We start from the raw sequence: 23,559 nt of genomic DNA on the forward strand, positions 1-23,559 counted from the left end.
CTCTGATAATTGCCGCAATAATTCTATCTTTGCAGCAACAACAACACGCAAATTAATGAGCTCAGATTTAAGTAAAAGATACGCCCAAAGAGGTGTTTCGGCATCTAAAGAGGATGTACATCAGGCGATAAAAAATATTGATAAAGGTTTATTCCCATCTGCATTTTGCAAAATTATTCCGGATTACCTTACCAACGATCCAGAATATTGCCTCATAATGCACGCAGATGGTGCAGGGACAAAGTCTTCACTAGCTTATATGTATTGGAAGGAGACTTCCGATATCTCAGTTTGGAAGGGAATTGCACAAGATGCTTTAATCATGAACATTGACGATTTGTTATGCGTAGGTGCTACAGATAATATTCTACTATCCTCAACAATTGGACGTAATAAAAACCTTATTCCTGGCGAAGTTATCTCCGCAATCATCAATGGTACCGAAGAACTGATAGAAGATCTTAAAGGTTTTGGCGTAACTATTCACTCCACTGGTGGCGAGACTGCCGATGTTGGAGATGTTGTGCGTACCATTATTGTAGATTCGACCGTAACAGCTCGTATGAAACGCAGCGATGTTATTGACAATGCAAATATTAAGGCAGGAGACGTGATAGTTGGTTTGGCTTCTTTTGGTCAGGCAAATTATGAGAAATCATACAACGGCGGGATGGGAAGTAATGGACTTACTTCGGCACGACACGATGTGTTTTCTAAGTATCTTGCTACAAAATATCCTGAAAGCTACGATGCTGCAGTTCCTGAAGAATTAGTATATTCTGGTGGTTTAAAACTAACAGATTCTGTAGAGAATTCTCCTATTGACGCAGGAAAATTAGTGCTTTCGCCAACTCGAACCTATGCGCCTGTAATCAAGAAAATCCTATCTAAATACGACTCGAAAGACATACACGGGATGGTTCACTGTAGCGGTGGAGCACAAACAAAAATTTTGCATTTCATTGGAGATGATCTTCATATTATAAAAGATAATATGTTTGAAGTACCACCATTATTTAAAACGATTCAGGAACAATCTCAAACAGATTGGAAGGAAATGTATCAAGTTTTTAACTGTGGACATAGAATGGAAATTTATGTTCCTGAAAATGTTGCATCAGGTATTATTGCGATCTCAGAATCATTTGGCATCGATGCACAAATAGTGGGTAGAGTGGAAGCATCAGAAACAAAAAAACTTACAATTAGTAGCCAATATGGTACTTTTGAATATTAAAAAATAAAATAAAAATGAAAATAACTCCAAAATTTGGTATCGATAAACTTGTTTTCGGAATGAAGCAAGCAGATGTTGAAGCATTATTAGGTACGCCAGACAAGAAATTTCAAGACGAAGAAGAGAATACAATTTATGCGTACAACAAAGAAAAATGCCGTTTGTCATTTTATGCTGACGAAGATTTTAGACTTGGTTTTATCATAACTTCAAACGAAGATGCAACTTTAAATGATTTAAAAGTAATTGGGCTTTCGCCAAAAGACGTTAAGCAACAACAGGAGGCTAAAGGAATCAAAGGTTGGGAAGTTGATAACTTTGATGTTACTGACACACATTTTAATGAAGACAACTGGATTGTTTTACATTCAGAATATAATATTGTAACCAAACTGGAGCTTGGAGCTACCTTCAATGACAAAGACGAATTTGATTTTAAATTTCCTAGTAAGAAGTAATTCAAAAATTAAAAGGTATAAAAAAAGGATTGACATTTGTCAATCCTTTTTTGTTTGTTTCCACAATTAGGTATTACTATTTTTTAGCAACCATTTCAATTTCGAAAATAATATCAGAGTTTGGTGGAATTACATTTCCCGCTCCTTTTGGACCATAACCTAGTGCAGCTGGGATAAATGCAATCATTTTGTCTCCTACGTTCATCAAGTTTGCTGCTTCAAGAAAACCAGGGATTAATCCTGCACCTTGCCCTTTCTTGAATGGGAAAGGAACATACCCATTACCTTGCATGCGCGCCTCGTCGTATTTTCCGTAGGTTTTGTTTACTTCTGGATAGCTACTATCAAATAAACTTCCATCTGCAAGATACCCTGCATAGTTTATTAAGACATCAGTATCTTTTGCAGTTGCAACACCTTTTGCTTTGTGTGTAAATTTATATTGCAAACCGGATTCAGTCTTGCTGGCAGTTTTTTGCTCTTTTTGAAAGTATGCTACTTTCGCCGTTTTCACCGCACCGTATTTTTGGTCATATTCCTTTTGCATAGCTTCTTGGGCAGCTATTTGCTCTTTTCTAGCTTTTTCAGCAGCTTCTGCAGCAATTTTGTCATCATTTGCTTTACCAGCGAAGTAAGTTGAAAATAATGTTGCAGCATCAAATTTCTTTGCTTCAGCTCCGTTTCTAGAAATAGTAACTTTTGTGATAACGTCGTCCTGCGCAATTGAATTTACTACATCCATTCCCTCAACTACGTGACCAAAAACAGTGTGTTTACCGTCCAACCATGGTGTTGCCTTGTGCGTGATAAAGAACTGACTTCCGTTGGTCGCAGGGCCAGAATTCGCCATCGATAAAACTCCACCTTTGTCGTGCTTTAATTCGGTGATTTCATCTTTAAATTTGTAACCAGGATCCCCACCTCCATTACCAAGAGGATCTCCTCCTTGTATCATAAAATCAGCGATTACACGGTGAAATTTTAATCCGTCAAAGAAGCGCAAACCTTTGTATTTAGCATCTACCGCAGTATTTGTTCCTTCGGCAAGTGCAATAAAGTTGGCAACTGTAACTGGAGTTTTTTTATACTCTAGGTCAAGAACTATCGTTCCTTTGGTAGTTTCCATTGTTGCAAATATACCATCTGCTTTCTTTATATCTTTTCCTTTTTGCGCTTGTGCACTTACAACAGTCGCGAGACAAAGTGCCATTAGTTTTAATCTCATTGTTACTATTTATTAATTTGTATTTGTGGTTTATGATTTAATTATTTTTTTCTAAAAGCTTCACACTAAAGATAATATTAGCATTAGGTGGAATTGCATCTCCAGCACCTTGTGGGCCATATCCTAAATGCGATGGTATGAATAAAATTGCTTCATCTCCAATATTTAGCTTTTCCAGCCCTTCAATAAATCCAGGGATCATTCCGTCTTTTTTACCCACTTTGTAAGGAATTGGTTGATACATACCTGCACTTTCACGTCGCTGATCAAATTTTCCATAGACTTTTGCAATAGAATCGGAGCTACTGTCAAAAAGTTGTCCGTTTTCTAGAAACCCTGCATATTCAACAAATGCGGTACTACCATTTTTAGGTTTTTTATTAGTTCCTTTCTTGGTAATCTGATATTTAAGTCCGGTTGAAGTTTTTGCGGCTTTAGCTTTTATTGCGGTAAAATCTTCGGCAGTTTTTGCAAATAACTCTTGGCTTTTCTGCAAATTTGCTGCACGCTCTAATTCTGCGTCTGCAGCATTTTTTAGTTGATTTTCTTTGTCTGTTGCAACGTAGTCGCTAAAAATTTTTACTGCGTTAAATTTCTTAGCTTCTTCACCTTTTCGGATAATATGAACATTCTTAATTTGGTCACCCATCTGAATTTGATTTACAACTTTCATACCATCTCCGATAACATAACCAAAGACTGTATGTTTTCCGTCTAGAAAAGGAGTAGGGACATGTGTTATAAAAAATTGTGAACCGTTGGTTGCAGGCCCAGCATTTGCCATAGATAAAGTTCCTGATTTGCTATGGGTCAATTCTGAAATTTCATCTTTAAATTTATAGCCTGGACTTCCTGACCCATCGCCCATTGGATCACCACCTTGAATCATAAAGCTAGGAATTACGCGATGGAATTGCAAATTCTGATAAAATGGTTTGCCTAAATATTCAGGACTTACAAATTCATTTTTACCTTCGGCAAGGGTTACAAAGTTGGCAACTGTAACTGGTGCCTTTGTAAATTCGAGTGTGGTCAGGATTGTCCCTTTGGTAGTTTCAATCTCAGCATATAATCCGTCGGGAAGATCTCCGTATTCTTTTTTGCAAGATGCTAATGAAATTATACACAAAAGCATTAAAATTTTCTTTGTCATATCAGATTAAACTAGTTGGTAGATTTTTCGATTTTATTTAAAGTTACTGTATAGAGTAATGGTTCGTTGCGACCAATTCTTTTATTGTCGCCAAGGTATCCGTAAGCCATGTGCGATGGGAATAGGAAAGTCACTTTTTCTGAAGCTTTCATCAATTTTATTCCGTGTCGCAATCCCATAATAATATTTTCTTTATCTATATGGTAAACCTGAGGTTGTAGTTGCACTTCAGAGTAAATAACATTTCCGTCCAAGTCTTGAATTTCGTATGTGTAGTTTACTACATCTCCACGTACAGGAGTTATTTTGCTAATGCTGTCCTGATTTTGGTAATAATACCAATAACCCTTGTCACTCGCTATATACTTTATCTCTGGGTGACTCTTTATAATAGAATCTATTTTTGCTTCTTCGCCAGCGACCAGTTTTTTATTACGCTCTACAGATTCAGTCAAAAAACTTCCTTCAGAGTGTGATATAGGTCTGCGGGGTCCTTGATGATCTGCACAGGAAAACAAACTGCATCCAATAAATAAACCTGCGGTGATTTTTAGTATGTTTCTCATGCTATAATGTTATTTTCTTCCAGAATTTTTTCAAATCTTGCGACTGTTTCTGAAACTGATAATTCTGATTTTCCGCCAGCAGCATTTATGTGTCCACCTCCGTGAAAATAGTTTCGTGCAAATTCATTTACATTGAAATCTCCTAGTGATCTAAAAGAAATTTTGGTAATTTTCTCGTCGGCATTTTCAATAAATATAGCTGCAAGATGCACTCCCTTTATTTTTAAACAATAATTTACAATTCCTTCCGTATCGCCTTTGCTGTATTGGTAAAAATCCAAATCTGCTTGAGTCAAAAATGTATAAGCGGCATTATGTTCTTTTAAAACTTTGATGTTTGTCAACGCTTTTCCAAGTAATTGCAGACTTTCAAAACTATTGTTGTCAAATAGGTTGCTTTGTATTGTTCCGCTGTCGATCCCAAGGTCTAGCAATTTTCCTGCCACTTGATGGGTTGTGGAGGTAGTAGAACTATATTTGAATGATCCGCTATCTGTTACGATTCCGGTATAGAGACAACTTGCAATTTGAGTGTCAATTAAATTTGTAATATTTAGGAAGCCAAAAAAATTAAAGACCATTTCGCAAGTTGATCCCATTTTTGGATCTGAATAAGTGAACTGAGCATAATTATCGGGCATTTGATGATGATCAATCATTACAAAAGGCACTTCTAGGGTGCTAAGGACTTCTTGCATTTCGCCAGTGCGGTGAAGCGCGTTGAAGTCTAAAGTAAATATTATTTCAGCGTCATTCAGAATCTTTTTCCCTGCTGTTTTATCTTTTTCGTAGATGGAAACTTTTTCTGATTCAGGCAGCCAAGCTAGGAAATTAGGGAAATCATTAGGGGCAAGGACCGTTGTAGAGTGTCCTAATTTTTGCAGCATTATAGATAGGCCGAGTGTAGATCCCATTGCGTCTCCATCGGGGCTACGGTGGGGAATTATACAAATTTTCTTAGGTTCGGCGAGTAGGTTTTTTAAATCCTGAATGTCATTTTTGTTCATACTTGCGAAGATAGTTTTTTTTGTCAAATTTATTTGTGATCAGTTTGGATTTTAAGATTTTCGGCACAACATATTCCAAGCTGTGTTCTAGTAATCTTCTAAATTTCTTTTAACGAATTTATGTAACTAGCCCTGATAGTAGCGGAAATCCCGGAGGCCAAAAGCTTATTTTTTTGCTGGCATAAAAGAGCGACCAACGGAAGCTCCTTTTATGACATTGCAAAAAATAGCTTTGGGGCGAGGAATTGCAGAGAATAGCAGGAATAGCTTCTTAAAATATTATAAAAGAAAATGCTGATAAAACTACTCTTACAAATTTGCAATTGAAGTTTTATCAGCACCATTTATTATATTTATTTGGACGTCGCAATCACAAAATTGAGTTTGAGTTTAACGCCGATTTGCATTAAATCTACTAAATCTTGCACTTTTAGATCTGCGGGAATTCTTATCACTACTATTCTGTCATTGCTGGCATTTGTGCGGCCAATAAGCTCTAATTCTAACTGATCAAATTCGACTTGTGTTTTATTAAGAAAGTACAGTTTGTCGTCGGTAACAGATAATGTGAGGTGATCCTTGTTTGTCGATTCATTATTATCTGCTTTGGGCAAAGTTAATTTTATAACATTTGGATTGGCCAAAGTGGAGATAATAAGGAAAAAAAGGAACAGGAAAAACATAATATCTGCTAGTGCCGATGTTGGAATTTCTGCTGCAAATCTTTTATTTCTCTTAATTGCCATCTGGTTCTTGTATAATATTAATAATTTCTAAAGTTTGCTCCTGAACTTTTGCGAGGTATCTATCGATCATCATATTGAAAACGTGGTAGGCAGAATATCCGATTACTCCTACAATAAGTCCAGCTCCAGAACTAATCATCTTTTCGTAAAGTCCACCAGAAATAGTTTGGATGTTCAAATTTCCAGTAACAGAAATTGTGTGGAAAATTTTGATAACCCCAAGGATGGTTCCCACGAAACCAAGAATTGGCGCAATTCCAGAGATCAATCCTAAGTAGCCCAGATTCTTTTCCATCTTAACGATTTCGATAGTTGCAGTTTTGTCCATAACCGCTTCAATCTCACCTATAGGTCGTCCGATGCGTGACAATCCACTTGCTAAAATTACTCCCGTCGAGGTATGCTCACGGGTACATAAAATCATTGCGTTTTCAACTTTTCCGTTTTGTAACTGTTGTCTAATGTCGCGTAAAAGATAAGGATCTTGTTTTGTAAGTTTTTTGATAGACATATATCGTTCAAAAATTACGTAGATACATAGAAATAAAAGCAGAATGATTGGTATTATCATCGCTCCACCCTTCATTAAAAACTCGATATATGAGATGTTTTCGGTAATACCTACCTCTGTTGTGTCTGCAGTGGATGCTGCGGTAGCTAATGTGTCAGTAACAGTTGCTGTTTGAAGCAGAAAATTTAAAATCGGCATACAGATTATTGTTTTGGTTTAGTTTAGTTATTATTTTTTAAAGCGTCAAAAATAGGTCAATTTTTGCGAAAGCTATTGAATCTTTCCTGAATAACGAATTTATTTTATGTTAAGTATATTTGTGCCCTTAATTAGAGGCACGATTTGTGCTAATATTGACTATTTTTGAGCTTGATTTTGCAATAAATCAGCTTAATACGTGTTTTAACTTTAAACCTTGGAAATTCCGCTACCTTGAAAAATATTTTTAGTTTACTTCTTCTTTTGCTGATGACGTCTGCAGTGCATGCGCAATTAGATAATACGAATCATGCCGTTAATATTCCGGCAGCTCCACCTAGCAAGCCCAAAGCGCCCGATGTGCCGGCAGCAGCGACAACTCCAGCACCTAACACGATGAGTCCTAGTATATATGATGACACTTTTAAACAAAATCGAACACTAAAAATGCCAGACAATCTAAATGCTGGTTTTGGTAAGGACGAGAAGTTTGCAAATCCAAGTAGAGTGATAGAAAACAGGATGAATAGACCAGCACCATCAAAAGAAAATAGTTTTGTAGAGCGCAAAAATTTCTACTTAGGCGAAGTGCGTACAGATGCTGGGACCGTGAATGTTGTTTACCGCGATCATGAATATCCTGACGGCGATGTCATTCGTGTTTATGTAAATGGGAAAGTTGTAAAGGAGGCTGTTTTGCTTGAAAGTGAGTATAAGGGGTTTTACTTGCCATTGGAGCCAGGCTTTAATCAAATTGATTTTGAAGCGGTCAATCAAGGTACTTCAGGACCTAACACCGCCGAATTTGTCATTTATGACGATTACAAAAAAGTAATATCAAGTAATAGGTGGAATCTTGCAACTGGATTTAAGGCGACGGTGATTGTTGTAAAAGAATGATTGTGAGGGTTGCTAATTCAAAAAATTAAAAATTAGGTTTAGTTGTTTTCCAATTAGAAAAATAGAAGTATTTTTGCGCATGCAACACAACGTACTCATCCTAGATTTCGGTTCGCAATACACACAGCTGATTGCGCGCAGAGTTCGCGAATTAAATATATTCTGCGAAATTTTTCCATTTAATAAAATTCCATCTGACCTATCTTCTTTTAAGGCGGTAATTCTTTCGGGTAGTCCTTTTTCTGTGCGAGCAGAAGATGCGCCTCATCCAGATTTATCTGAAATTAGAGGCAAGCTTCCTTTGCTTGCGGTATGTTACGGTGCTCAATATCTTGCCCATTTTTGTGGTGGAGAAGTAGCTCCCTCCAATATACGTGAATACGGAAGAGCCAATTTGAACTTTATAAAGGATGGTGAAGACTTTTTTGCTGGAATAACGCACAATTCTCAGGTGTGGATGTCCCATAGTGATACCATAAAAACGTTGCCAACTGATGCTGTTAAGCTTGCAAGTACGCACGATGTAGAAAATGCAGCATATAGAATTGAAGGGGAAAGCACTTATGCTATTCAGTTTCATCCAGAAGTTTATCATAGTACAGATGGTAAACAATTGTTGGAAAATTTTCTTGTAAAAATTGCCGAGGTTCCTCAAAACTTTACTCCAAATGCATTTGCAGAAGAGATGGTCGAAGAATTAAAAGAGAAACTTGGAAATGACAAAGTAGTATTAGGACTTTCTGGAGGTGTAGATTCTACAGTTGCAGCGGTTTTATTAAATAAAGCTATCGGGCCAAATTTATACTGCATTTTTGTAAATAATGGATTGCTTCGTAAAAATGAATTTCAAAGTGTTTTAGATCAATATAAAGATATGGGTCTAAATGTAAAAGGAGTAGATGCTGCAGATAGATTTCTAGATGCACTTGCAGGGATATCTGATCCTGAATTAAAACGTAAAGCAATTGGCCGAGTATTTATTGAAGTCTTTGATGACGAAGCGAATGCTCTAGAAGATGTAAAATGGCTTGCACAAGGGACAATTTATCCAGATGTCATTGAATCGATATCGGTAAATGGACCTTCGGCAACAATCAAATCTCATCATAATGTTGGAGGATTACCTGACTTTATGAAACTCAAAATAGTGGAACCACTTCGTATGCTTTTTAAAGATGAAGTCCGTAGAGTAGGAGCAACTTTAGGTATTGATGCAGAGCTTTTAGGAAGACATCCTTTTCCAGGTCCAGGATTGTCTATTAGAATTTTGGGAGATATTACTAAAGAAAAAGTACGAATCCTGCAAGAAGTTGATGCGGTCTTTATTGATGGACTCAAATCCTGGGGACTGTACGACTCAGTATGGCAGGCCGGTGCAATATTACTACCTGTAAATAGTGTAGGAGTTATGGGTGACGAAAGAACTTACGAAAAGGTTGTGGCACTTCGTGCGGTAGAATCGACAGACGGAATGACTGCTGACTGGGTTCATTTGCCTTATGATTTTTTAATGAAAGTTTCAAATGACATCATAAATAAAGTAAAAGGAGTGAACCGTGTCGTTTACGATATTAGCTCAAAACCACCTGCAACTATTGAGTGGGAATAATACATAATTAAAAAAGGGTTAATTTTATATTTTTCAAATAATTTACTTTTAAATTTATCTGAATTGTAGAATTAGCCCTCTTTTATTTTAAACCCTTTTTTCAAAGGGCGCAATTTTTGTGTAGTGTGTGCGGGACATTTCCTAAGTGCTTCGATAATTTTGAAAGAAGATTAGCATTACACTTTTTGTTATTGTTATCAAAAAACAATTAACAGTTTCAATAAAAGAATGATCTTTGTTCAGATAATTACATTTTTTTAATCTATTAAATATATACATTTTGAAAACTACTAGTGTCAAATCAGCAGAATTTAAAGTATCAACTAGATTTTTGAAGTTGCTACCTATAGTACTTTTCTTTATGGGTACGTTTTTTAGTTTTTCGCAGGACGATTTAGTAAGGCATACTGTTAGACAGGGCGAAACCGTTACGAATATTGCTAAGCTGTACCGTGTAACTCCGTATGATATTTACCGTTTAAACCCCGACTCAAAGGGCGGACTAAAATTGGACGATGTATTACTGATTCCGGTAAATGGTACAACAAAAGTTACTAAAAAAGACAAAAGTCATAAAACAGTAGATGCTCCCGCAAAAAATGGTGATGCTGCTGCTACAACTCATGAAGTCCTTCCAAAGGAGACACTTTTTAGTATCTCACGATTGTATAAAGTAAGTGTAGAAGACCTTATTGCAGCCAATCCAATTGTCGCCGATGGTCTAAAAATCGGGCAGATTCTTGACATTCCAAGCGGAACTAAAGTTGTAATTAGTAAATTAAATGGCGGCTCAAAAAAGAAAATCACGCACGAAGTTGTGGCCAAAGAAACTGCATATGGGATTTCACAACAATATGGTATCACGATTGCAGATCTTGAAAAGCAAAATCCAAGTATAATTGAAGGGCTACAAATAGGGCAAATATTAGAAATTGTCGTTGCAAATGCGACCAATAAAGCTGATATTCCAGTATCTATTCCACCGGTTTCGACCGTGATTGCGTCGTCAATCCCGTCAAAAAAACCTACCACCTATGCAAATTATGAGGTTAAGCCTAAAGAAACAATTTATAGCCTAACCCAATATTTTGATCTAACAGAAGCTGAGTTAATTCAATTAAATCCTGAGTTAATTGATGGGCTGAAAATCGGAATGGTTTTAAAGGTTCCTGCAAAAGGGGCATTAACCTATACTACATCATCTACTTTTAAAGATTTGACAAAATCTATCGATAAATCCAAGAAGCGACAGTTAGTAATGCTACTTCCATTTAACGCATCTAAGATTAAGGGGGATAGTATTACATCCATCGATGCGAGACTTAAGTCGGATGCTTTTCTTAATATGACGCTTGATTTTTACGCTGGAGCTTTGATGGCAATTGATTCGGCCAAAACTTTAGGGCTTAATATTGATGTTAAAATTTATGATAGTCAGGAGAGTAAAGCATCTTCTGCTGTTGATGCCTTATATAAAGGTAACAAGTTAAGCGGCGCCGATGTGATTATAGGACCTTTTTATCAACAATATGCTGAGAAGACAGCTGCACTATTGTCAAAAGATAGTATCCCTGTAATTTCTCCTTTATCAAAAGAAACCGTTAGTCCGGTTGCGAATCTTTATCAAGCTACTCCGCCAGCGGCGTTTACAAAAAAGAAATTGATGGACTTCATGTCGGCAAAATCATCTAATATCATTATGGTTAGTTCTCCAAAAAAAGCCGCTAATCGTGACTTTGTTAGAAAAAATTATCCTAATGTTCGGTTTGTAGATCTTTCAGAAAATGGGTCTCTTTCTGCCGAAAATTTAAGAGCAATGCTGATTAAAGGTAAAATGAATTACGTAATTTTAGATTCAGAAAAAACCAGAATGATTCTTAGTACTACTAATGTTCTTCAAAGCGAAATGAGTTCATACGACCTTCAATTAGTGTTGTTAGAACTTAATGAAACATTAGACTTTGAGGAGATTTCAATGAGGAGATTAACAAATTTAAAAATGATGTATCCATCACTGATACGCGAAAATCTCTCTGATCCGGCAACTATTTTTGAAAATAGTTTTAAAAGACAAAATGGTATTTTACCAAGTCAATATGCCGTTAGAGGATTTGATGTAACCTTTGATACTATGTTACGTATGTCACAAGAAAAAGGTTTTATACAATCTGCTAAAGATGATAAAACGGAGCAAGTAGAGAGCAAATTTGAATATACTGCCAAAAAATCTGAAGGTTATATAAATCAAGGAGTATATGTTCTTCAATACAATGAGGACTTAACTATTAAAGAAGCAAATTAATGACAACAAGTGTTACATATTTAGGAAATTTACGTACATCATCGGTTCACCTACAGTCCGGAGATACAATGCTAACTGATGCGCCTACAGATAACAATGGAAAAGGCGAAGCTTTTTCGCCCACTGATACTGTTGCCAATGCTTTAGCTACCTGTATGTTTACAATTATGGCAATCAAATGCAACGCTATGGATGTAGATCTTGTTGGATCCACTGCGGCAGTTACGAAAATTATGGCAGAGGGTCCTAGAAGAATTTCTAAAATTAAAATCGTATTTGAAATGGCTTGTCAAGCAGATGAAAAAACAAGAACTATTTTAGAAAAAATTGCTTTTACATGTCCCGTACATTTAAGCTTGCATCCAGATATCGAAAGGGATGTAACTTTTAATTGGCAATAATAGTATTATTTTGATTGACAATAGAAAAGAGTTAGTAAAACTAGCACACACAAAGATGCCTTTCGGAAAATATGAAGGCAAATACCTGATAGAGATCCCAGAATATTATATCGTCTGGTATTCTAATAAAGGTTGGCCTCCTGGAACTTTAGGAAAACAACTTCAGTTGGTTTACGAGTTGAAGTTAAATGGTTTAGAAGATTTAATTCGAAATATAAGAAGACAATATCCCAAGCCCTAAAGGAGTTTGGGATATTTTTATTTTCAACAGTTTTAGAATTTCTGAAATTCTATTCTTTAAAAGAATTCTTCTCCAATATAATTCGTACTTTTGCCACGTTTTTTTACACAGCTACATTACAATTACAACACATGAATCAGACAAAATATATCTTTGTTACAGGAGGAGTAACATCTTCTTTGGGAAAGGGAATTATAGCAGCTTCTTTGGCCAAATTACTTCAGGCAAGGGGATACCGTACAACAATTCAGAAGTTTGATCCTTACTTAAACGTTGATCCAGGAACTTTAAATCCTTACGAGCATGGCGAGTGTTATGTTACCGACGATGGTGCAGAAACTGACCTTGATCTTGGACATTACGAACGATTTTTAAATGTTCCAACTTCTCAAGCTAATAATGTTACTACGGGTAGAGTTTATTTGTCTGTAATTGAGAAAGAGCGTAGAGGTGAATTTCTAGGAAAAACTGTTCAGGTTGTTCCTCATATAACTAATGAGATTAAAGAGCGTATGCAGCTTTTGGGCCGCAATGGCGAATTTGATATAGTAATCACTGAAATTGGGGGTACTGTAGGTGATATTGAATCACTTCCGTATATTGAATCAGTTAGACAATTAGTATGGGAGTTAGGAGAAAACAATAGTCTTGTTGTACATCTTACTTTAATTCCATATTTGGCTGCTGCTGGGGAATTAAAAACAAAACCTACGCAACACTCGGTAAAAACATTGATGGAAAGCGGAATCAAAGCTGATATTCTTGTTTGTAGAACTGAACATGAATTGTCTGATGAACTGAGACAAAAACTCGCTTTATTTTGCAATGTAAAACGTGAGGCAGTTATTCAATCAATTGATGCTTCCACAATTTACGAAGTTCCAAATATGATGTTGCAGGAAGGCCTTGATAGAGTAGCGTTAAAAAAACTTGATCTTCCAGAGAAAAACACGCCAGATTTAAAAAACTGGAATATATTTTTACAAAAATTAAAGAATCCAAAGCACTCCGTAAATGTTGGGCTAATAGGCAAATATGTAGAGTTGCAAGACTCATATAAATCTATTATTGAAGCGTTTATCCACGCAGGTGCGACCAACGAAACGAAAGTCAATATAGTTTCTATTCAATCTGAATTTCTTGATGCCAACAATGCGCAAGCAAAATTAAAGGATCTTGACGGTATTCTTGTTGCTCCAGGTTTTGGAGAAAGAGGTATCGAGGGAAAAATTGAAACAGTGCGTTACGCGAGAGAAAATAACATTCCGTTTTTAGGAATTTGTCTTGGAATGCAAATGGCGGTAATTGAGTTTTCTCGAAATGTTCTTGGACTAAAAGATGCGAATTCAACAGAAATGAATGAAGGTACCGCGAATCCTGTCATTGATTTGATGGAAGAGCAAAAAACAATCACTGACAAAGGAGGAACGATGCGTCTAGGAGCTTGGAAATGTGATCTTAAAGACGGAAGTCTTGCAAATAAGATTTACAATGCAAGTTCGATTATGGAACGTCATCGTCATAGATATGAATATAATAATGATTATCAAGAAAGTTTGCAAAATGCTGGCTTGATATCATCGGGTATCAATCCAGACACAGGATTGGTAGAAATTATCGAAATTGATTCTCATCCATTTTTTGTTGGCGTTCAATACCATCCAGAGTACAAAAGTACAGTTGCAAATCCACATCCATTATTTGTGAGCTTTGTTTCTGCTATGGTTACACACAAAAACAAATAGAAGATTGCTGTTTTATAAAAAATAAATATTATTAAAATAAAGAATGGAAAATAAGAAATTAGACCTCAATTCCATAATAGGTTTTGCATTGATCTTCGGAATTTTGATTTGGATAATGTATGCCAATCAACCTACGAATGAAGAAATTGCAGCAGAAAAAGCAAAAAATGAGCAGGTAATTACTAATAATAAAGCGGATGTAATTACAGATCATAAAGCAACTACTTTGCAATCGGCAGGCTCAAAGCTAACTACTATGTCCAACGATTCTACAGATGTAATTGTTGATGCAACTCCTGCTGTTGATGCTGCTGGAACAACTGTATTGGAAAATGATCTTTTAAAACTGACAATTGCCAACAGAGGTGGATACATTGTGGAGGCAGTAGTAAAAAACTTCGAACGTTTTGAAAAAGGCTCAGGTCAGGTTGTGAAAATTATTACTGATAATAATGCCAATCTAAATATCAAACTTCAAAGTCAAGACAAACGTCTTCTTGAAACTAAAGACATGCTTTTCGTTCCTACAGTAAATGAAGTAGGTGGGAATAAAGTACTAACAATGCGCTTAAAAGCAGGTTCTAGCGAGTATATCGATTTTATCTATGTTTTGAAACCAAACGATTATATGTTGGATTTCGACATTAAATCGCAAGGATTAAGCAAAGTTATTGACGTTTCAAAGCCACTCGATATGGAGTGGTCAATGAAAACATATAGAAATGAAAAAAGTGTTTCCAACGAAAATAGATATTCAGAGCTTGTATATGAGTACGAAGGTGGAAAAGATGATTATTTAGGACAAGGTCAGGATAAAACTGTGGTAGAAAATGATGTTACTTACATCGCCTTCAAACAACATTTTTTCACTTCAATCTTGTTGACAAATACGCCTTTTGCAAAAGCAGAAATGTATTCGAACAACTTAGTAGATGATGTTGAAAGGGATACCATATTTACTAAAAGCTTTAAGGCAAATATTCCATTAGCTTTTAAAAATGGAGATTTGTCTCACGAGATGAATTGGTACTACGGACCGGCAGACTATAAGATTTTAAATAGCTACAAGCGCAACCTTGACGAAATTGTTCCGTTAGGTTGGGGAATTTTTGGATGGATTAATAAATTCTTATTTATTCCAGCTTACGGATTCTTAAGCATGTATATGTCAGAAGGTTTGGCAATTATTCTTTTTACTATTTTAATAAAATTAATTCTTTCGCCAATTACCTATAAGTCATTCTTGTCTCAGGCAAAGATGAAGGTACTACGTCCAGAAATTGCTGAACTTAATGAAAAGTACAGCAAAGAGCCAATGAAAAAACAGCAGGAAACGATGAAGTTGTATGGCAAAGCCGGTGTAAATCCAATGGCGGGCTGTATTCCTGCCTTGCTTCAGATGCCTGTTTTCTATGCACTATTTCAATTTTTCCCTTCAGAAATTAACCTGCGTCAACAAGGGTTCTTGTGGGCAGATGATTTATCGTCTTTTGATTCGGTTGCAAAATTGCCATTTTATATTCCGCTATACGGAGATCACATTTCGGTATTCCCGATCCTTGCATCGATCGCAATTTTCTTTTATATGAAAATGACAACGGGAGACCAAGCAATGGCTGCACCACCGCAGGAAGGAATGCCAGATATGCAGAAAATCATGAAAGTGATGATTTACATTTCACCTCTAATGATGCTTTTATTCTTTAATAGTTATGCATCTGGTTTAAGTTTGTATTACTTTATATCTAATGCCATTACCATTGGAATTATGCTAGTTATCAAAAACTATATTATTGATAGTGATAAAATTCACGCACGCATTCAAGAGAATAAGCTTAAGGAAAAACCTCAAAGTAAATTCCAAAAGAAGATGCAGGAAATGATGCAGCAAGCAGAAGAGCAGAAAAAGTTAAAAAAATAGATTTAGATTATAAAAAGAGGCACTTTATTTGAAGTGTCTTTTTTTATAGCAGCAATCAAGCGAATCAATATTTTTAAAATACTAAATAAACATTAGCTCAGTTATAGCTTTTACAATCCTTTAATAAACACTACTATGAAACGTTACCTAGTTTTATTTTTTTCGATTTTTGCGATGACAACTTTGCTTGGACAAAATTCTCCAGCACCTAATAAATTAGACTCTAACGGAAAAAAGCACGGACAGTGGTCTGGTTTTTTTGATAATTCTAATGTTATCAAATATGAAGGAACTTTTAATCACGGAGTAGAAACTGGAGTTTTTACCTTTTACAATGACAATCCTGCTCATACTGTGATGGCAACTCGTGATTTTAGTAAGCAACCCAACGCAGCCTATACAATTTTTTATGATGATTTAAAAAATAAAGTTAGTGAAGGCAATGTTGTCAATAGAGTTTATGAAGGATTATGGAAATACTACCACCGAAATTCTAAAGAAATAATGACTACCGAAAATTATAAAAAAGGAGTCCTCAACGGGAAGAGAACTGTATTTTATAAGGATGGGAAAGTTGCAGAAGAGGTAAACTATGTTGACGGAAAGAAAAATGGCTTATACAAGAAAATCAGTGGTAACGGAATAGTTTTGGAAGAAGCAAACTACCTAGCTGGCGAACTTCAGGGCGCAGCAGTCTATAAAGATCCTGATGGAAATGTGGTTGCCAAAGGAAATTACAAAAAAGATCAGAAATGGGGAACTTGGCAGTTTTTTGAAAATGGAAAACTTGTATCTAAAGAAAAATATCCACTCAATGGACAGAAAGGAAAACCTAAAGATAAATAAATTTATATATCGTACTTTTGCACTTCAAATAAATGAGCAATGAAAAGGGTAGTAGTAGGACTTTCTGGTGGAGTAGATTCGAGTGTTGCAGCATATATTTTGCAAAAGCAGGGATATGAAGTAATTGGATTATTTATGAAAAATTGGCACGATGATACGGTTACAATTTCTAATGAATGTCCGTGGTTAGAAGATAGCAACGACGCTCTTCTAGTTGCCGAAAAATTAGGTATTCCATTCCAAACAGTAGATTTGAGTGAGCAGTATCAAGAAAAAATTGTTGATTATATGTTTCGCGAATATGAAAAGGGAAGAACACCAAATCCCGATGTGCTTTGCAATCGCGAAATAAAGTTTGATGTTTTTATGAAAATCGCTCTTAGCCTCGGAGCAGATTATGTTGCGACTGGACATTATTGTCGTAAGGGCGAGATAGAGGTTGACGGTGTAAAAACATTTCAACTACTTGCTGGAGCCGATACAAATAAAGATCAATCATACTTCTTATGCCAGTTGTCTCAAGATCAATTGGCAAAATCACTCTTCCCAATTGGTGAACTTACAAAACCTCAAGTGCGAGAAATTGCAGCCGAAATGGAATTGGTTACGGCCGAAAAAAGAGATTCGCAAGGACTTTGTTTTATCGGAAAAGTACGTCTTCCTGAATTTTTACAGCAACAACTTCAGCCAAAGGAAGGTCTTATAATCGAAATTGATAAAGACCACGAAATCTATTCAACAAAAAACACTGGCAATGAACTAGAGGTAATTTCGCGTAAGCGTAATTATTCTCCCGAAATGGGAAAAGTTGTCGGTAAGCATCAGGGAGCGCATTACTTTACTATCGGACAACGCAAGGGTTTAAATGTTGGTGGAACGACTGAGCCTCTTTTTATAATTGCGACTGACGTTGAATCAAATATAATTTATACAGGAAAAGGGAGTCACCATCCAGGACTTTTCAGAAAAGCGCTATTTGTTTCTAACGAAGAATTGCATTGGATTCGACCAGATTTAGCGCTAGCAGTAGGTGAAACTATGAAAGTTCAAGCACGAATTAGATACAGACAGCCCTTGCAAGAAGCAATTTTACATCAGCAAGAAAACGGAATGTACATCGTTTTTTCTGAACTGCAATCAGCTATTACAGAAGGACAATTTGTTGCGTGGAATTTTGGTGATGAATTAGTTGGTTCGGGCGTTATTTCATAAATTAGGCGCAAATATTTTCAAAATGAAAAAATTACTAGTTCTGTTCTTTATTTCTTTTTCTTTTACAATGTTTGCTCAGGAAGATGCTTGGGTGTATTTTAATGGAAAGCCGCAAGCGCAAAATTTTATTGATAATCCTCTGACCATGCTTACACAAAGAGCGCTAGATCGACGCATCACACAGTCTATCGCTATCGATATTCTGGACGTTCCTATTGACGAAAATTATATTTTGCAAGTACAAAATGCCATCGGAATAACGGTTGAGGCAAAATCAAAATGGCTAAATGCACTGCACATTCGCGGTTCAGTTTCAAATATTAACGCTTTAACTGCGCTACCATTTGTATCCTCGGTGGCATTTGCAGATAGGTCATTAAACACTGGCGGTAAACTACATACTCCCAAACAAGTTTCACAACAAAAAGTGATGGAAACGGCAACTATTTTTCCCTATGGAAATTCTGCCAATCAAATTGAAATGCTTAGTGGTAATGTCTTACACGAGCAAAACTTTACTGGAGCAGGAAAAATAATTGCGGTTATAGATGCAGGTTTTCCAGGAGTAAACACATCTCAACCATTTGCTCGATTGCGCAACAATAACCTAATTCTTGGTGGCTATGATTATGTGAATCGAAACGCCAATTTTTATTCTGGTCATGCTCACGGAACGATGGTTTTGTCAACGATGGGTGGGTATGTGCCAAATCAACTTGTAGGTACTGCTCCGGACGCTTCCTACTATTTATTTATTACTGAAGATAGTAATAACGAAACGCCTCTCGAAGAATCTCTTTGGGTAGAGGCAGTGGAGGAAGCAGATAGGCTTGGAGTAGATATTGTAAATACTTCTCTGGGTTATTTTGACTATGATAATCCATCTTATAACTATACGTATGAGGAGTTGGATGGAGTTACTTCTTTTGCTAGTCGTGGTGCAGATTTCGCTTACGCCAAAGGGATGATTGTCGTAGTATCAGCTGGAAACTCCGCTTTGACAAATAATCCTTACATTAGCGTTCCTGCCGATGCTGAGCACGTATTAACAATTGGATCGGTAACTTCCGATGGAAATTACTCTTCTTTTAGTTCTATCGGTTATACTTCTGATGGTCGAGTTAAGCCAGATGTTGCGGCGCAAGGTACTGCTGCTGTGTTGGCTATGCCTGACGGATCTATTGCTACGGCGAGCGGAACATCATTTTCGTCGCCAATAATAGCAGGATTAGTGGCGTCATTATGGCAAGCTTATCCAGATTATACTAACGGTCAAATTATGCAGCTTATTAAAGAGTCTGCCAGTCAATACACTAATCCGGATGAAGAATTAGGATATGGAATACCAGATTTTGATCTAGCGTTAACCAATGGCCCACTTTCGGTCACGTCGTCAATTTTAGGTAGTTCTAGAGTATTTCCAAATCCGTTGTCCGAAACTTTAACTGTTGCTTCAACCCACGATGCTGAATTAAAATACATCGAAGTGTATACTATTTTTGGGCAATCAGTTTATAAATCATCATTGTCGGGTACTACGAGAACAATTAATCTAAGTACGTTATCAGCAGGCATTTATATTTATAAAATCGAAAGTTCGAAAGGATTTTCTACAGGTAAAATTCAAAAAAAATAAAATATTTAATGAACATAATTACAGAGCTTTTTGGTATCAAATACCCCATTATTCAGGGCGGTATGATTTGGAATAGCGGCTATAAATTGGCAAGTGCTGTAAGCAACGCTGGTGGTTTAGGACTTATTGGAGCGGGTTCTATGTATCCTGAAGTTTTAAGGGAGCATATTCAAAAATGTAAGAAGGCGACCGACAAGCCATTTGGCGTGAATGTGCCGATGCTTTACCCCAACATCGAAGAAATTATTGAAATTATAATTGAAGAAGGTGTGAAAATTGTTTTCACATCTGCGGGAAATCCAAAAACTTGGACCGAGAAATTGCAAAGTCACGGTATAAAAGTCGCACATGTTGTGAGTAGTTCAAAATTTGCATTAAAGGCTCAAGACGCAGGAGTAGATGCAGTCGTTGCCGAAGGTTTTGAAGCTGGCGGACATAACGGTCGTGAAGAAAGTACCACTTTTACTTTAATTCCGATGGTGAGAGCGGCAATCTCCATTCCTCTCATTGCCGCGGGCGGAATAGGAAGCGGAGCGGGGATTTTGGCAGCAATGGCTTTGGGCGCTGATGGCGTACAGTTGGGAAGTTTATTTGCAACATCGGTAGAATCCTCTGCGCATATTAACTTCAAAAATACTGTAGTTGATCTTCCTGAGGGCGGAACGCAAGTAACTTTAAAAGAACTCGCACCCGTTAGATTAATTAAAAATAAGTTCTTTCATGACGTGCAGGAAGTGTATGCAAATTGTGGTACAAAAGAAGATTTGCAAAATATTTTGGGTCGCGCGCGTGCAAAAAAGGGAATGTTTGAAGGTGACTTAGTCGAAGGCGAATTGGAAATAGGTCAAGTTAGTGGATTAATTAAGGAAATTAAACCAGTATCAGAAATAATGGACCAACTTTTGAAAGAGTTTAATCAGGCAAAACAACTCTGCGCATCACTTTAAAAAATTTATAAAATGAAAAAAATATTTTTGATAACTGCTTTTTTATTTATTGCTACCGCATCTCAGGCCCAAGTCTATAAATTTATAACCAGCAGTTTTAGCGTTTCAGAACGCACAGGTAAAAACACTTGGACAAAGTGGTCCAAACCTCAAGATGCATCAATCGTGGTATCTGTAGATCCTAAAAAGAACCGAATTGTAATTTACTCTCAAGAAATTCAGCTTTATCAAATAATGAATTATCAGCCAACGGTTGAAAATGAAAAATCTATAACCAATGGTTTTGTGTGCTCTGATGAGGATGGTCAGCAATTCACCATTTCGATTATTACTCGTAAAGATCAAGGCAATAGGAAGCAGTTATATCTCAATCAAAAAGATGTTATGATTGTGTACAATATGCGGAATTACAAATAGTTTTAGATGCTTTTTAGGAAGTAGTATTTGGAAATATACAATTCAAGAAAGATATTAAAACGTTGTGAAAGACTATTTATAAACTAATTTTAAAGTTGTAAATTTGGCTCTTCATATAAATTAAAATAAGATGGAAAACGGAATATACGCAAAATTCAATACAGTAAAAGGATCGGTACTAGTAAAATTGGAACACGAAAAAACGCCAGGTACGGTTGGTAATTTTGTCGCTCTTGCAGAGGGAAATCTTGAAAATAAAGTAAAATCACAAGGGCAACCATTCTATAATGGATTAAAATTTCACCGTGTGATACCAGACTTTATGATTCAAGGTGGTTGTCCACAGGGAACTGGCACTGGAGGTCCTGGTTATAAATTTGATGATGAATTTCACCCAGATTTAAAACACGACAAGCCAGGGATTCTTGCAATGGCAAATTCAGGACCTGGAACAAATGGTTCGCAATTTTACATTACTCATGTTCCAACTACTTGGCTTGATGGCAAACATACTGTGTTTGGAAATGTTGTAGAAGGTCAAGATATCGTTGATGATATTGCGCAAGGTGATTTATTGGAGAATATCGAAATAATCAGAGTAGGAGAAGAAGCAAAAAACTGGAATGCTATCGAAGCATTTAGAACATTTGAAGGATCTCGTGCAAAACGTGAGCAAAAAGAAATGGAAGCTTCAGAAAACAAAATGAATGAGTTGGCTGCAGGTTTTGAAAAAACTGAAAGTGGATTAAGATACCAATACATTGTTCGCGGAAGCGGGAAACAAGCAGAAGCTGGTAAGACCGTTGCTGTACATTATAAAGGAACATTGGATAACGGTAAAGAATTTGATAATTCATATAGCCGCAAAAAACCGATCGAATTTCAACTTGGGAGAGGAAATGTTATTGAAGGCTGGGACGAAGGAATCGCTTTATTGAAAGAAGGTGACAAAGCTCGTTTTGTTATTCCATCTCATTTGGCATATGGATCTTCGGGAGCAGGTGGTGTAATTCCTCCAAATGCTGTTCTAATATTTGACGTTGAATTAATGGCTGTGAAATAATCTGGAGAATAGTATATATAAAAGGCACCTCAATCGAGGTGCCTTTTTTGTTTGGATTTATAATTTTATTTCAACTGAATAGCACAACCCATACTAGGTTTCTGGGTTTCTGCAAGTGATCTATTATAAATAAGTGCGTCAATTGCGTTTCGCAAATCAGAGCCACTTAGAGAAATGCCATTTCCAGGCCTAGAGTCGTCTAATTGTCCATGATAAAAGAGTTTGTCTAGCGAATCAAAGAGAAAAAAGTCAGGAGTATAAGTAGCATTAAATTTGTTTGCTACTTCTTGGTCTGCGTCAAATAGGTATGGAAAATCAATTCTATTTTCCATCGCAAAGTCAGCCATTTTCTCTGGACGATCTTGTGGAAACAGGGATATATCACTACTAGAAATAGCAAAAACCCCCAAACCTTGTACTCGATAATCATTTGCAATCATCACAATTTCGTCAATTGCGTGATGCACATAAGGGCAATGATTGCAGATAAAAATTACAAGAGTGCCCTTAGAACCTTTTAATTCATCAAAAGTATAGAAGCTATTGGAATTGGCATCTTTTAGTAAAAAATTTGGTGCTTCTGTTTCAAGCGGCAACATTATAGAGGAAGGTTTAGCCATTGCTTTATTTTGAATTACTTAATCGTCACTAAGGTACGATAAATTCTAGCAGCAATTTATGCTAAAAACTTTGTTATGCTTATAAAATTCCTATTATTGCTAAAAGAAATTAATCTTTAAAATGAAAAAGATGGATCAATCTACTTACGAAAATTTTGCTCAACTAGATATCAGAGTGGGAACCATTATAACTGCCGAAGATTTTCCTAAAGCAGTGCGTCCTGCATTTAAACTGCAAATTGACTTTGGTTCGGAAATAGGAATTTTAAATACTTCGGCTCAGATTACGGATTTATATTCGAAAGAGTCGCTGATAGGAAAACAAGTGGTCGCGGTAGTAAATTTTCCACCCAAGCAAATAGCAAATTTTATTAGTCAATGTTTAGTCTTGGGTGCAGTTGGTGACAATAATAAGGTTTTTCTATTAGCGGCTGACCAAATTGTTGAGAATGGACTTCGTATTTTGTAAGCTGTTTCTGACTGCGGCTTATAGTTCGAAAATTGAAATTAATTTTTAAAAATTAGGAGAATTTGGCTACTGAAAAACGATCAGATTTAGGAATCGCGATTAAATTGACAATCATATTTTAATCCTGAA

Annotated in this window: 23 protein-coding genes; 16 read left to right on the forward strand and 7 right to left on the reverse strand. The window is 36.3% G+C overall.

Annotation, left to right across the window (positions count from 1 at the left end; all coding sequences use genetic code 11):
- The first annotated feature begins 55 nt into the window (after positions 1–55).
- A complete protein-coding gene (locus SBO79_RS08130) occupies positions 56–1,237 on the forward strand; it encodes an AIR synthase related protein (protein ID WP_318639922.1) in 1,182 nt (393 codons plus the stop codon).
- 14 nt (positions 1,238–1,251) lie between these two features.
- Positions 1,252–1,695: a hypothetical protein gene (locus SBO79_RS08135; protein WP_318639923.1), complete on the forward strand. Its 444-nt coding sequence runs from the start codon at positions 1,252–1,254 to the stop codon at positions 1,693–1,695.
- Between the two features lie 76 nt (positions 1,696–1,771).
- Here the strand turns inward: SBO79_RS08135 and SBO79_RS08140 are convergent, their stop codons facing one another.
- From SBO79_RS08140 to SBO79_RS08165, 6 genes are all read right to left on the reverse strand, one after another.
- The gene (locus tag SBO79_RS08140; RefSeq protein WP_318639924.1) at positions 1,772–2,920 is read right to left on the reverse strand and encodes a peptidylprolyl isomerase; all 1,149 of its coding nucleotides are present in this window, start codon (positions 2,918–2,920) and stop codon (positions 1,772–1,774) included.
- A 37-nt stretch (positions 2,921–2,957) separates the two neighbouring features.
- Positions 2,958–4,073 (reverse strand): peptidylprolyl isomerase, encoded by a 1,116-nt coding sequence (locus SBO79_RS08145; protein WP_318639925.1) that lies wholly within the window; start codon positions 4,071–4,073, stop codon positions 2,958–2,960.
- Between the two features lie 11 nt (positions 4,074–4,084).
- Positions 4,085–4,639: a gliding motility-associated peptidyl-prolyl isomerase GldI gene (gene gldI, locus SBO79_RS08150; protein WP_318639926.1), complete on the reverse strand. Its 555-nt coding sequence runs from the start codon at positions 4,637–4,639 to the stop codon at positions 4,085–4,087.
- The gene (locus tag SBO79_RS08155) at positions 4,636–5,646 is read right to left on the reverse strand and encodes a DHH family phosphoesterase (protein WP_318639927.1); all 1,011 of its coding nucleotides are present in this window, start codon (positions 5,644–5,646) and stop codon (positions 4,636–4,638) included. Before SBO79_RS08155 ends, gldI begins: the two co-directional genes overlap by 4 nt.
- A 353-nt stretch (positions 5,647–5,999) precedes the next feature.
- On the reverse strand, positions 6,000–6,392 hold the full coding sequence (locus SBO79_RS08160; RefSeq protein ID WP_318639928.1) for an ExbD/TolR family protein: 393 nt from the start codon (positions 6,390–6,392) through the stop codon (positions 6,000–6,002).
- Positions 6,382–7,101, reverse strand: a complete 720-nt coding sequence (locus tag SBO79_RS08165) for a MotA/TolQ/ExbB proton channel family protein (protein ID WP_318639929.1) — start codon at positions 7,099–7,101, stop codon at positions 6,382–6,384. Before SBO79_RS08165 ends, SBO79_RS08160 begins: the two co-directional genes overlap by 11 nt.
- A 234-nt stretch (positions 7,102–7,335) precedes the next feature.
- On the opposite strand from SBO79_RS08165, the gene SBO79_RS08170 reads away from it, so the two are divergent.
- From SBO79_RS08170 to SBO79_RS08230, 13 genes are all read left to right on the forward strand, one after another.
- A complete protein-coding gene (locus tag SBO79_RS08170; RefSeq protein ID WP_318639930.1) occupies positions 7,336–8,001 on the forward strand; it encodes a hypothetical protein in 666 nt (221 codons plus the stop codon).
- 79 nt (positions 8,002–8,080) lie between these two features.
- A complete protein-coding gene (gene guaA, locus SBO79_RS08175) occupies positions 8,081–9,610 on the forward strand; it encodes a glutamine-hydrolyzing GMP synthase (RefSeq protein WP_318639931.1) in 1,530 nt (509 codons plus the stop codon).
- Positions 9,611–9,890: 280 nt separating this feature from the next.
- The gene (locus SBO79_RS08180; protein WP_318639932.1) at positions 9,891–11,912 is read left to right on the forward strand and encodes a LysM peptidoglycan-binding domain-containing protein; all 2,022 of its coding nucleotides are present in this window, start codon (positions 9,891–9,893) and stop codon (positions 11,910–11,912) included.
- Positions 11,912–12,313 (forward strand): OsmC family protein, encoded by a 402-nt coding sequence (locus SBO79_RS08185; protein ID WP_318639933.1) that lies wholly within the window; start codon positions 11,912–11,914, stop codon positions 12,311–12,313. The genes SBO79_RS08180 and SBO79_RS08185 overlap by 1 nt, the downstream gene beginning before the upstream one ends.
- 10 nt (positions 12,314–12,323) lie before the next feature.
- A complete protein-coding gene (locus SBO79_RS08190) occupies positions 12,324–12,554 on the forward strand; it encodes a DUF3820 family protein (protein ID WP_318639934.1) in 231 nt (76 codons plus the stop codon).
- 131 nt (positions 12,555–12,685) lie between these two features.
- On the forward strand, positions 12,686–14,299 hold the full coding sequence (locus SBO79_RS08195) for a CTP synthase (RefSeq protein ID WP_318639935.1): 1,614 nt from the start codon (positions 12,686–12,688) through the stop codon (positions 14,297–14,299).
- A gap of 43 nt (positions 14,300–14,342) precedes the next feature.
- Positions 14,343–16,220 (forward strand): membrane protein insertase YidC, encoded by a 1,878-nt coding sequence (gene yidC, locus SBO79_RS08200; protein ID WP_318639936.1) that lies wholly within the window; start codon positions 14,343–14,345, stop codon positions 16,218–16,220.
- 135 nt (positions 16,221–16,355) lie between these two features.
- A complete protein-coding gene (locus tag SBO79_RS08205; RefSeq protein ID WP_318639937.1) occupies positions 16,356–17,066 on the forward strand; it encodes a toxin-antitoxin system YwqK family antitoxin in 711 nt (236 codons plus the stop codon).
- Positions 17,067–17,105: 39 nt separating this feature from the next.
- Positions 17,106–18,278 (forward strand): tRNA 2-thiouridine(34) synthase MnmA, encoded by a 1,173-nt coding sequence (mnmA, locus tag SBO79_RS08210; RefSeq protein ID WP_318639938.1) that lies wholly within the window; start codon positions 17,106–17,108, stop codon positions 18,276–18,278.
- 22 nt (positions 18,279–18,300) lie between these two features.
- Positions 18,301–19,914, forward strand: a complete 1,614-nt coding sequence (locus SBO79_RS08215) for a S8 family serine peptidase (RefSeq protein ID WP_318639939.1) — start codon at positions 18,301–18,303, stop codon at positions 19,912–19,914.
- An 8-nt stretch (positions 19,915–19,922) separates the two neighbouring features.
- Positions 19,923–20,861: an NAD(P)H-dependent flavin oxidoreductase gene (locus SBO79_RS08220; RefSeq protein ID WP_318639940.1), complete on the forward strand. Its 939-nt coding sequence runs from the start codon at positions 19,923–19,925 to the stop codon at positions 20,859–20,861.
- 12 nt (positions 20,862–20,873) lie between these two features.
- On the forward strand, positions 20,874–21,278 hold the full coding sequence (locus tag SBO79_RS08225) for a hypothetical protein (protein WP_318639941.1): 405 nt from the start codon (positions 20,874–20,876) through the stop codon (positions 21,276–21,278).
- Between the two features lie 130 nt (positions 21,279–21,408).
- The gene (locus SBO79_RS08230; protein WP_318639942.1) at positions 21,409–22,341 is read left to right on the forward strand and encodes a peptidylprolyl isomerase; all 933 of its coding nucleotides are present in this window, start codon (positions 21,409–21,411) and stop codon (positions 22,339–22,341) included.
- A gap of 65 nt (positions 22,342–22,406) precedes the next feature.
- On the opposite strand, the gene SBO79_RS08235 is transcribed toward SBO79_RS08230, so the two are convergent.
- Complete coding sequence (locus SBO79_RS08235) at positions 22,407–22,961, reverse strand: thioredoxin family protein (RefSeq protein WP_318639943.1); 555 nt, start codon at positions 22,959–22,961, stop codon at positions 22,407–22,409.
- Between the two features lie 130 nt (positions 22,962–23,091).
- Here SBO79_RS08235 and SBO79_RS08240 point away from each other — a divergent pair, with 130 nt between their 5' ends.
- Positions 23,092–23,430 (forward strand): tRNA-binding protein, encoded by a 339-nt coding sequence (locus tag SBO79_RS08240; RefSeq protein WP_318639944.1) that lies wholly within the window; start codon positions 23,092–23,094, stop codon positions 23,428–23,430.
- The last annotated feature ends 129 nt before the right edge of the window (positions 23,431–23,559 follow it).

Source organism: Flavobacterium ardleyense, assembly GCF_033547075.1.
In the GTDB taxonomy this organism is placed as follows: domain Bacteria; phylum Bacteroidota; class Bacteroidia; order Flavobacteriales; family Flavobacteriaceae; genus Flavobacterium; species Flavobacterium ardleyense_A.

What these genes read in the sequence shown, in the direction of transcription:
- SBO79_RS08130 (WP_318639922.1), top strand. Translation starts at nt 56, where the DNA reads ATGAGCTCAGATTTAAGTAAAAGATACGCCCAAAGAGGTGTTTCGGCA.
- SBO79_RS08135 (WP_318639923.1), top strand. Translation starts at nt 1,252, where the DNA reads ATGAAAATAACTCCAAAATTTGGTATCGATAAACTTGTTTTCGGAATG.
- SBO79_RS08140 (WP_318639924.1), bottom strand. Translation starts at nt 2,920, where the DNA reads ATGAGATTAAAACTAATGGCACTTTGTCTCGCGACTGTTGTAAGTGCA.
- SBO79_RS08145 (WP_318639925.1), bottom strand. Translation starts at nt 4,073, where the DNA reads ATGACAAAGAAAATTTTAATGCTTTTGTGTATAATTTCATTAGCATCT.
- gldI (WP_318639926.1), bottom strand. Translation starts at nt 4,639, where the DNA reads ATGAGAAACATACTAAAAATCACCGCAGGTTTATTTATTGGATGCAGT.
- SBO79_RS08155 (WP_318639927.1), bottom strand. Translation starts at nt 5,646, where the DNA reads ATGAACAAAAATGACATTCAGGATTTAAAAAACCTACTCGCCGAACCT.
- SBO79_RS08160 (WP_318639928.1), bottom strand. Translation starts at nt 6,392, where the DNA reads ATGGCAATTAAGAGAAATAAAAGATTTGCAGCAGAAATTCCAACATCG.
- SBO79_RS08165 (WP_318639929.1), bottom strand. Translation starts at nt 7,101, where the DNA reads ATGCCGATTTTAAATTTTCTGCTTCAAACAGCAACTGTTACTGACACA.
- guaA (WP_318639931.1), top strand. Translation starts at nt 8,081, where the DNA reads ATGCAACACAACGTACTCATCCTAGATTTCGGTTCGCAATACACACAG.
- SBO79_RS08185 (WP_318639933.1), top strand. Translation starts at nt 11,912, where the DNA reads ATGACAACAAGTGTTACATATTTAGGAAATTTACGTACATCATCGGTT.
- SBO79_RS08195 (WP_318639935.1), top strand. Translation starts at nt 12,686, where the DNA reads ATGAATCAGACAAAATATATCTTTGTTACAGGAGGAGTAACATCTTCT.
- yidC (WP_318639936.1), top strand. Translation starts at nt 14,343, where the DNA reads ATGGAAAATAAGAAATTAGACCTCAATTCCATAATAGGTTTTGCATTG.
- SBO79_RS08205 (WP_318639937.1), top strand. Translation starts at nt 16,356, where the DNA reads ATGAAACGTTACCTAGTTTTATTTTTTTCGATTTTTGCGATGACAACT.
- mnmA (WP_318639938.1), top strand. Translation starts at nt 17,106, where the DNA reads ATGAAAAGGGTAGTAGTAGGACTTTCTGGTGGAGTAGATTCGAGTGTT.
- SBO79_RS08215 (WP_318639939.1), top strand. Translation starts at nt 18,301, where the DNA reads ATGAAAAAATTACTAGTTCTGTTCTTTATTTCTTTTTCTTTTACAATG.
- SBO79_RS08220 (WP_318639940.1), top strand. Translation starts at nt 19,923, where the DNA reads ATGAACATAATTACAGAGCTTTTTGGTATCAAATACCCCATTATTCAG.
- SBO79_RS08225 (WP_318639941.1), top strand. Translation starts at nt 20,874, where the DNA reads ATGAAAAAAATATTTTTGATAACTGCTTTTTTATTTATTGCTACCGCA.
- SBO79_RS08230 (WP_318639942.1), top strand. Translation starts at nt 21,409, where the DNA reads ATGGAAAACGGAATATACGCAAAATTCAATACAGTAAAAGGATCGGTA.
- SBO79_RS08235 (WP_318639943.1), bottom strand. Translation starts at nt 22,961, where the DNA reads ATGGCTAAACCTTCCTCTATAATGTTGCCGCTTGAAACAGAAGCACCA.
- SBO79_RS08240 (WP_318639944.1), top strand. Translation starts at nt 23,092, where the DNA reads ATGGATCAATCTACTTACGAAAATTTTGCTCAACTAGATATCAGAGTG.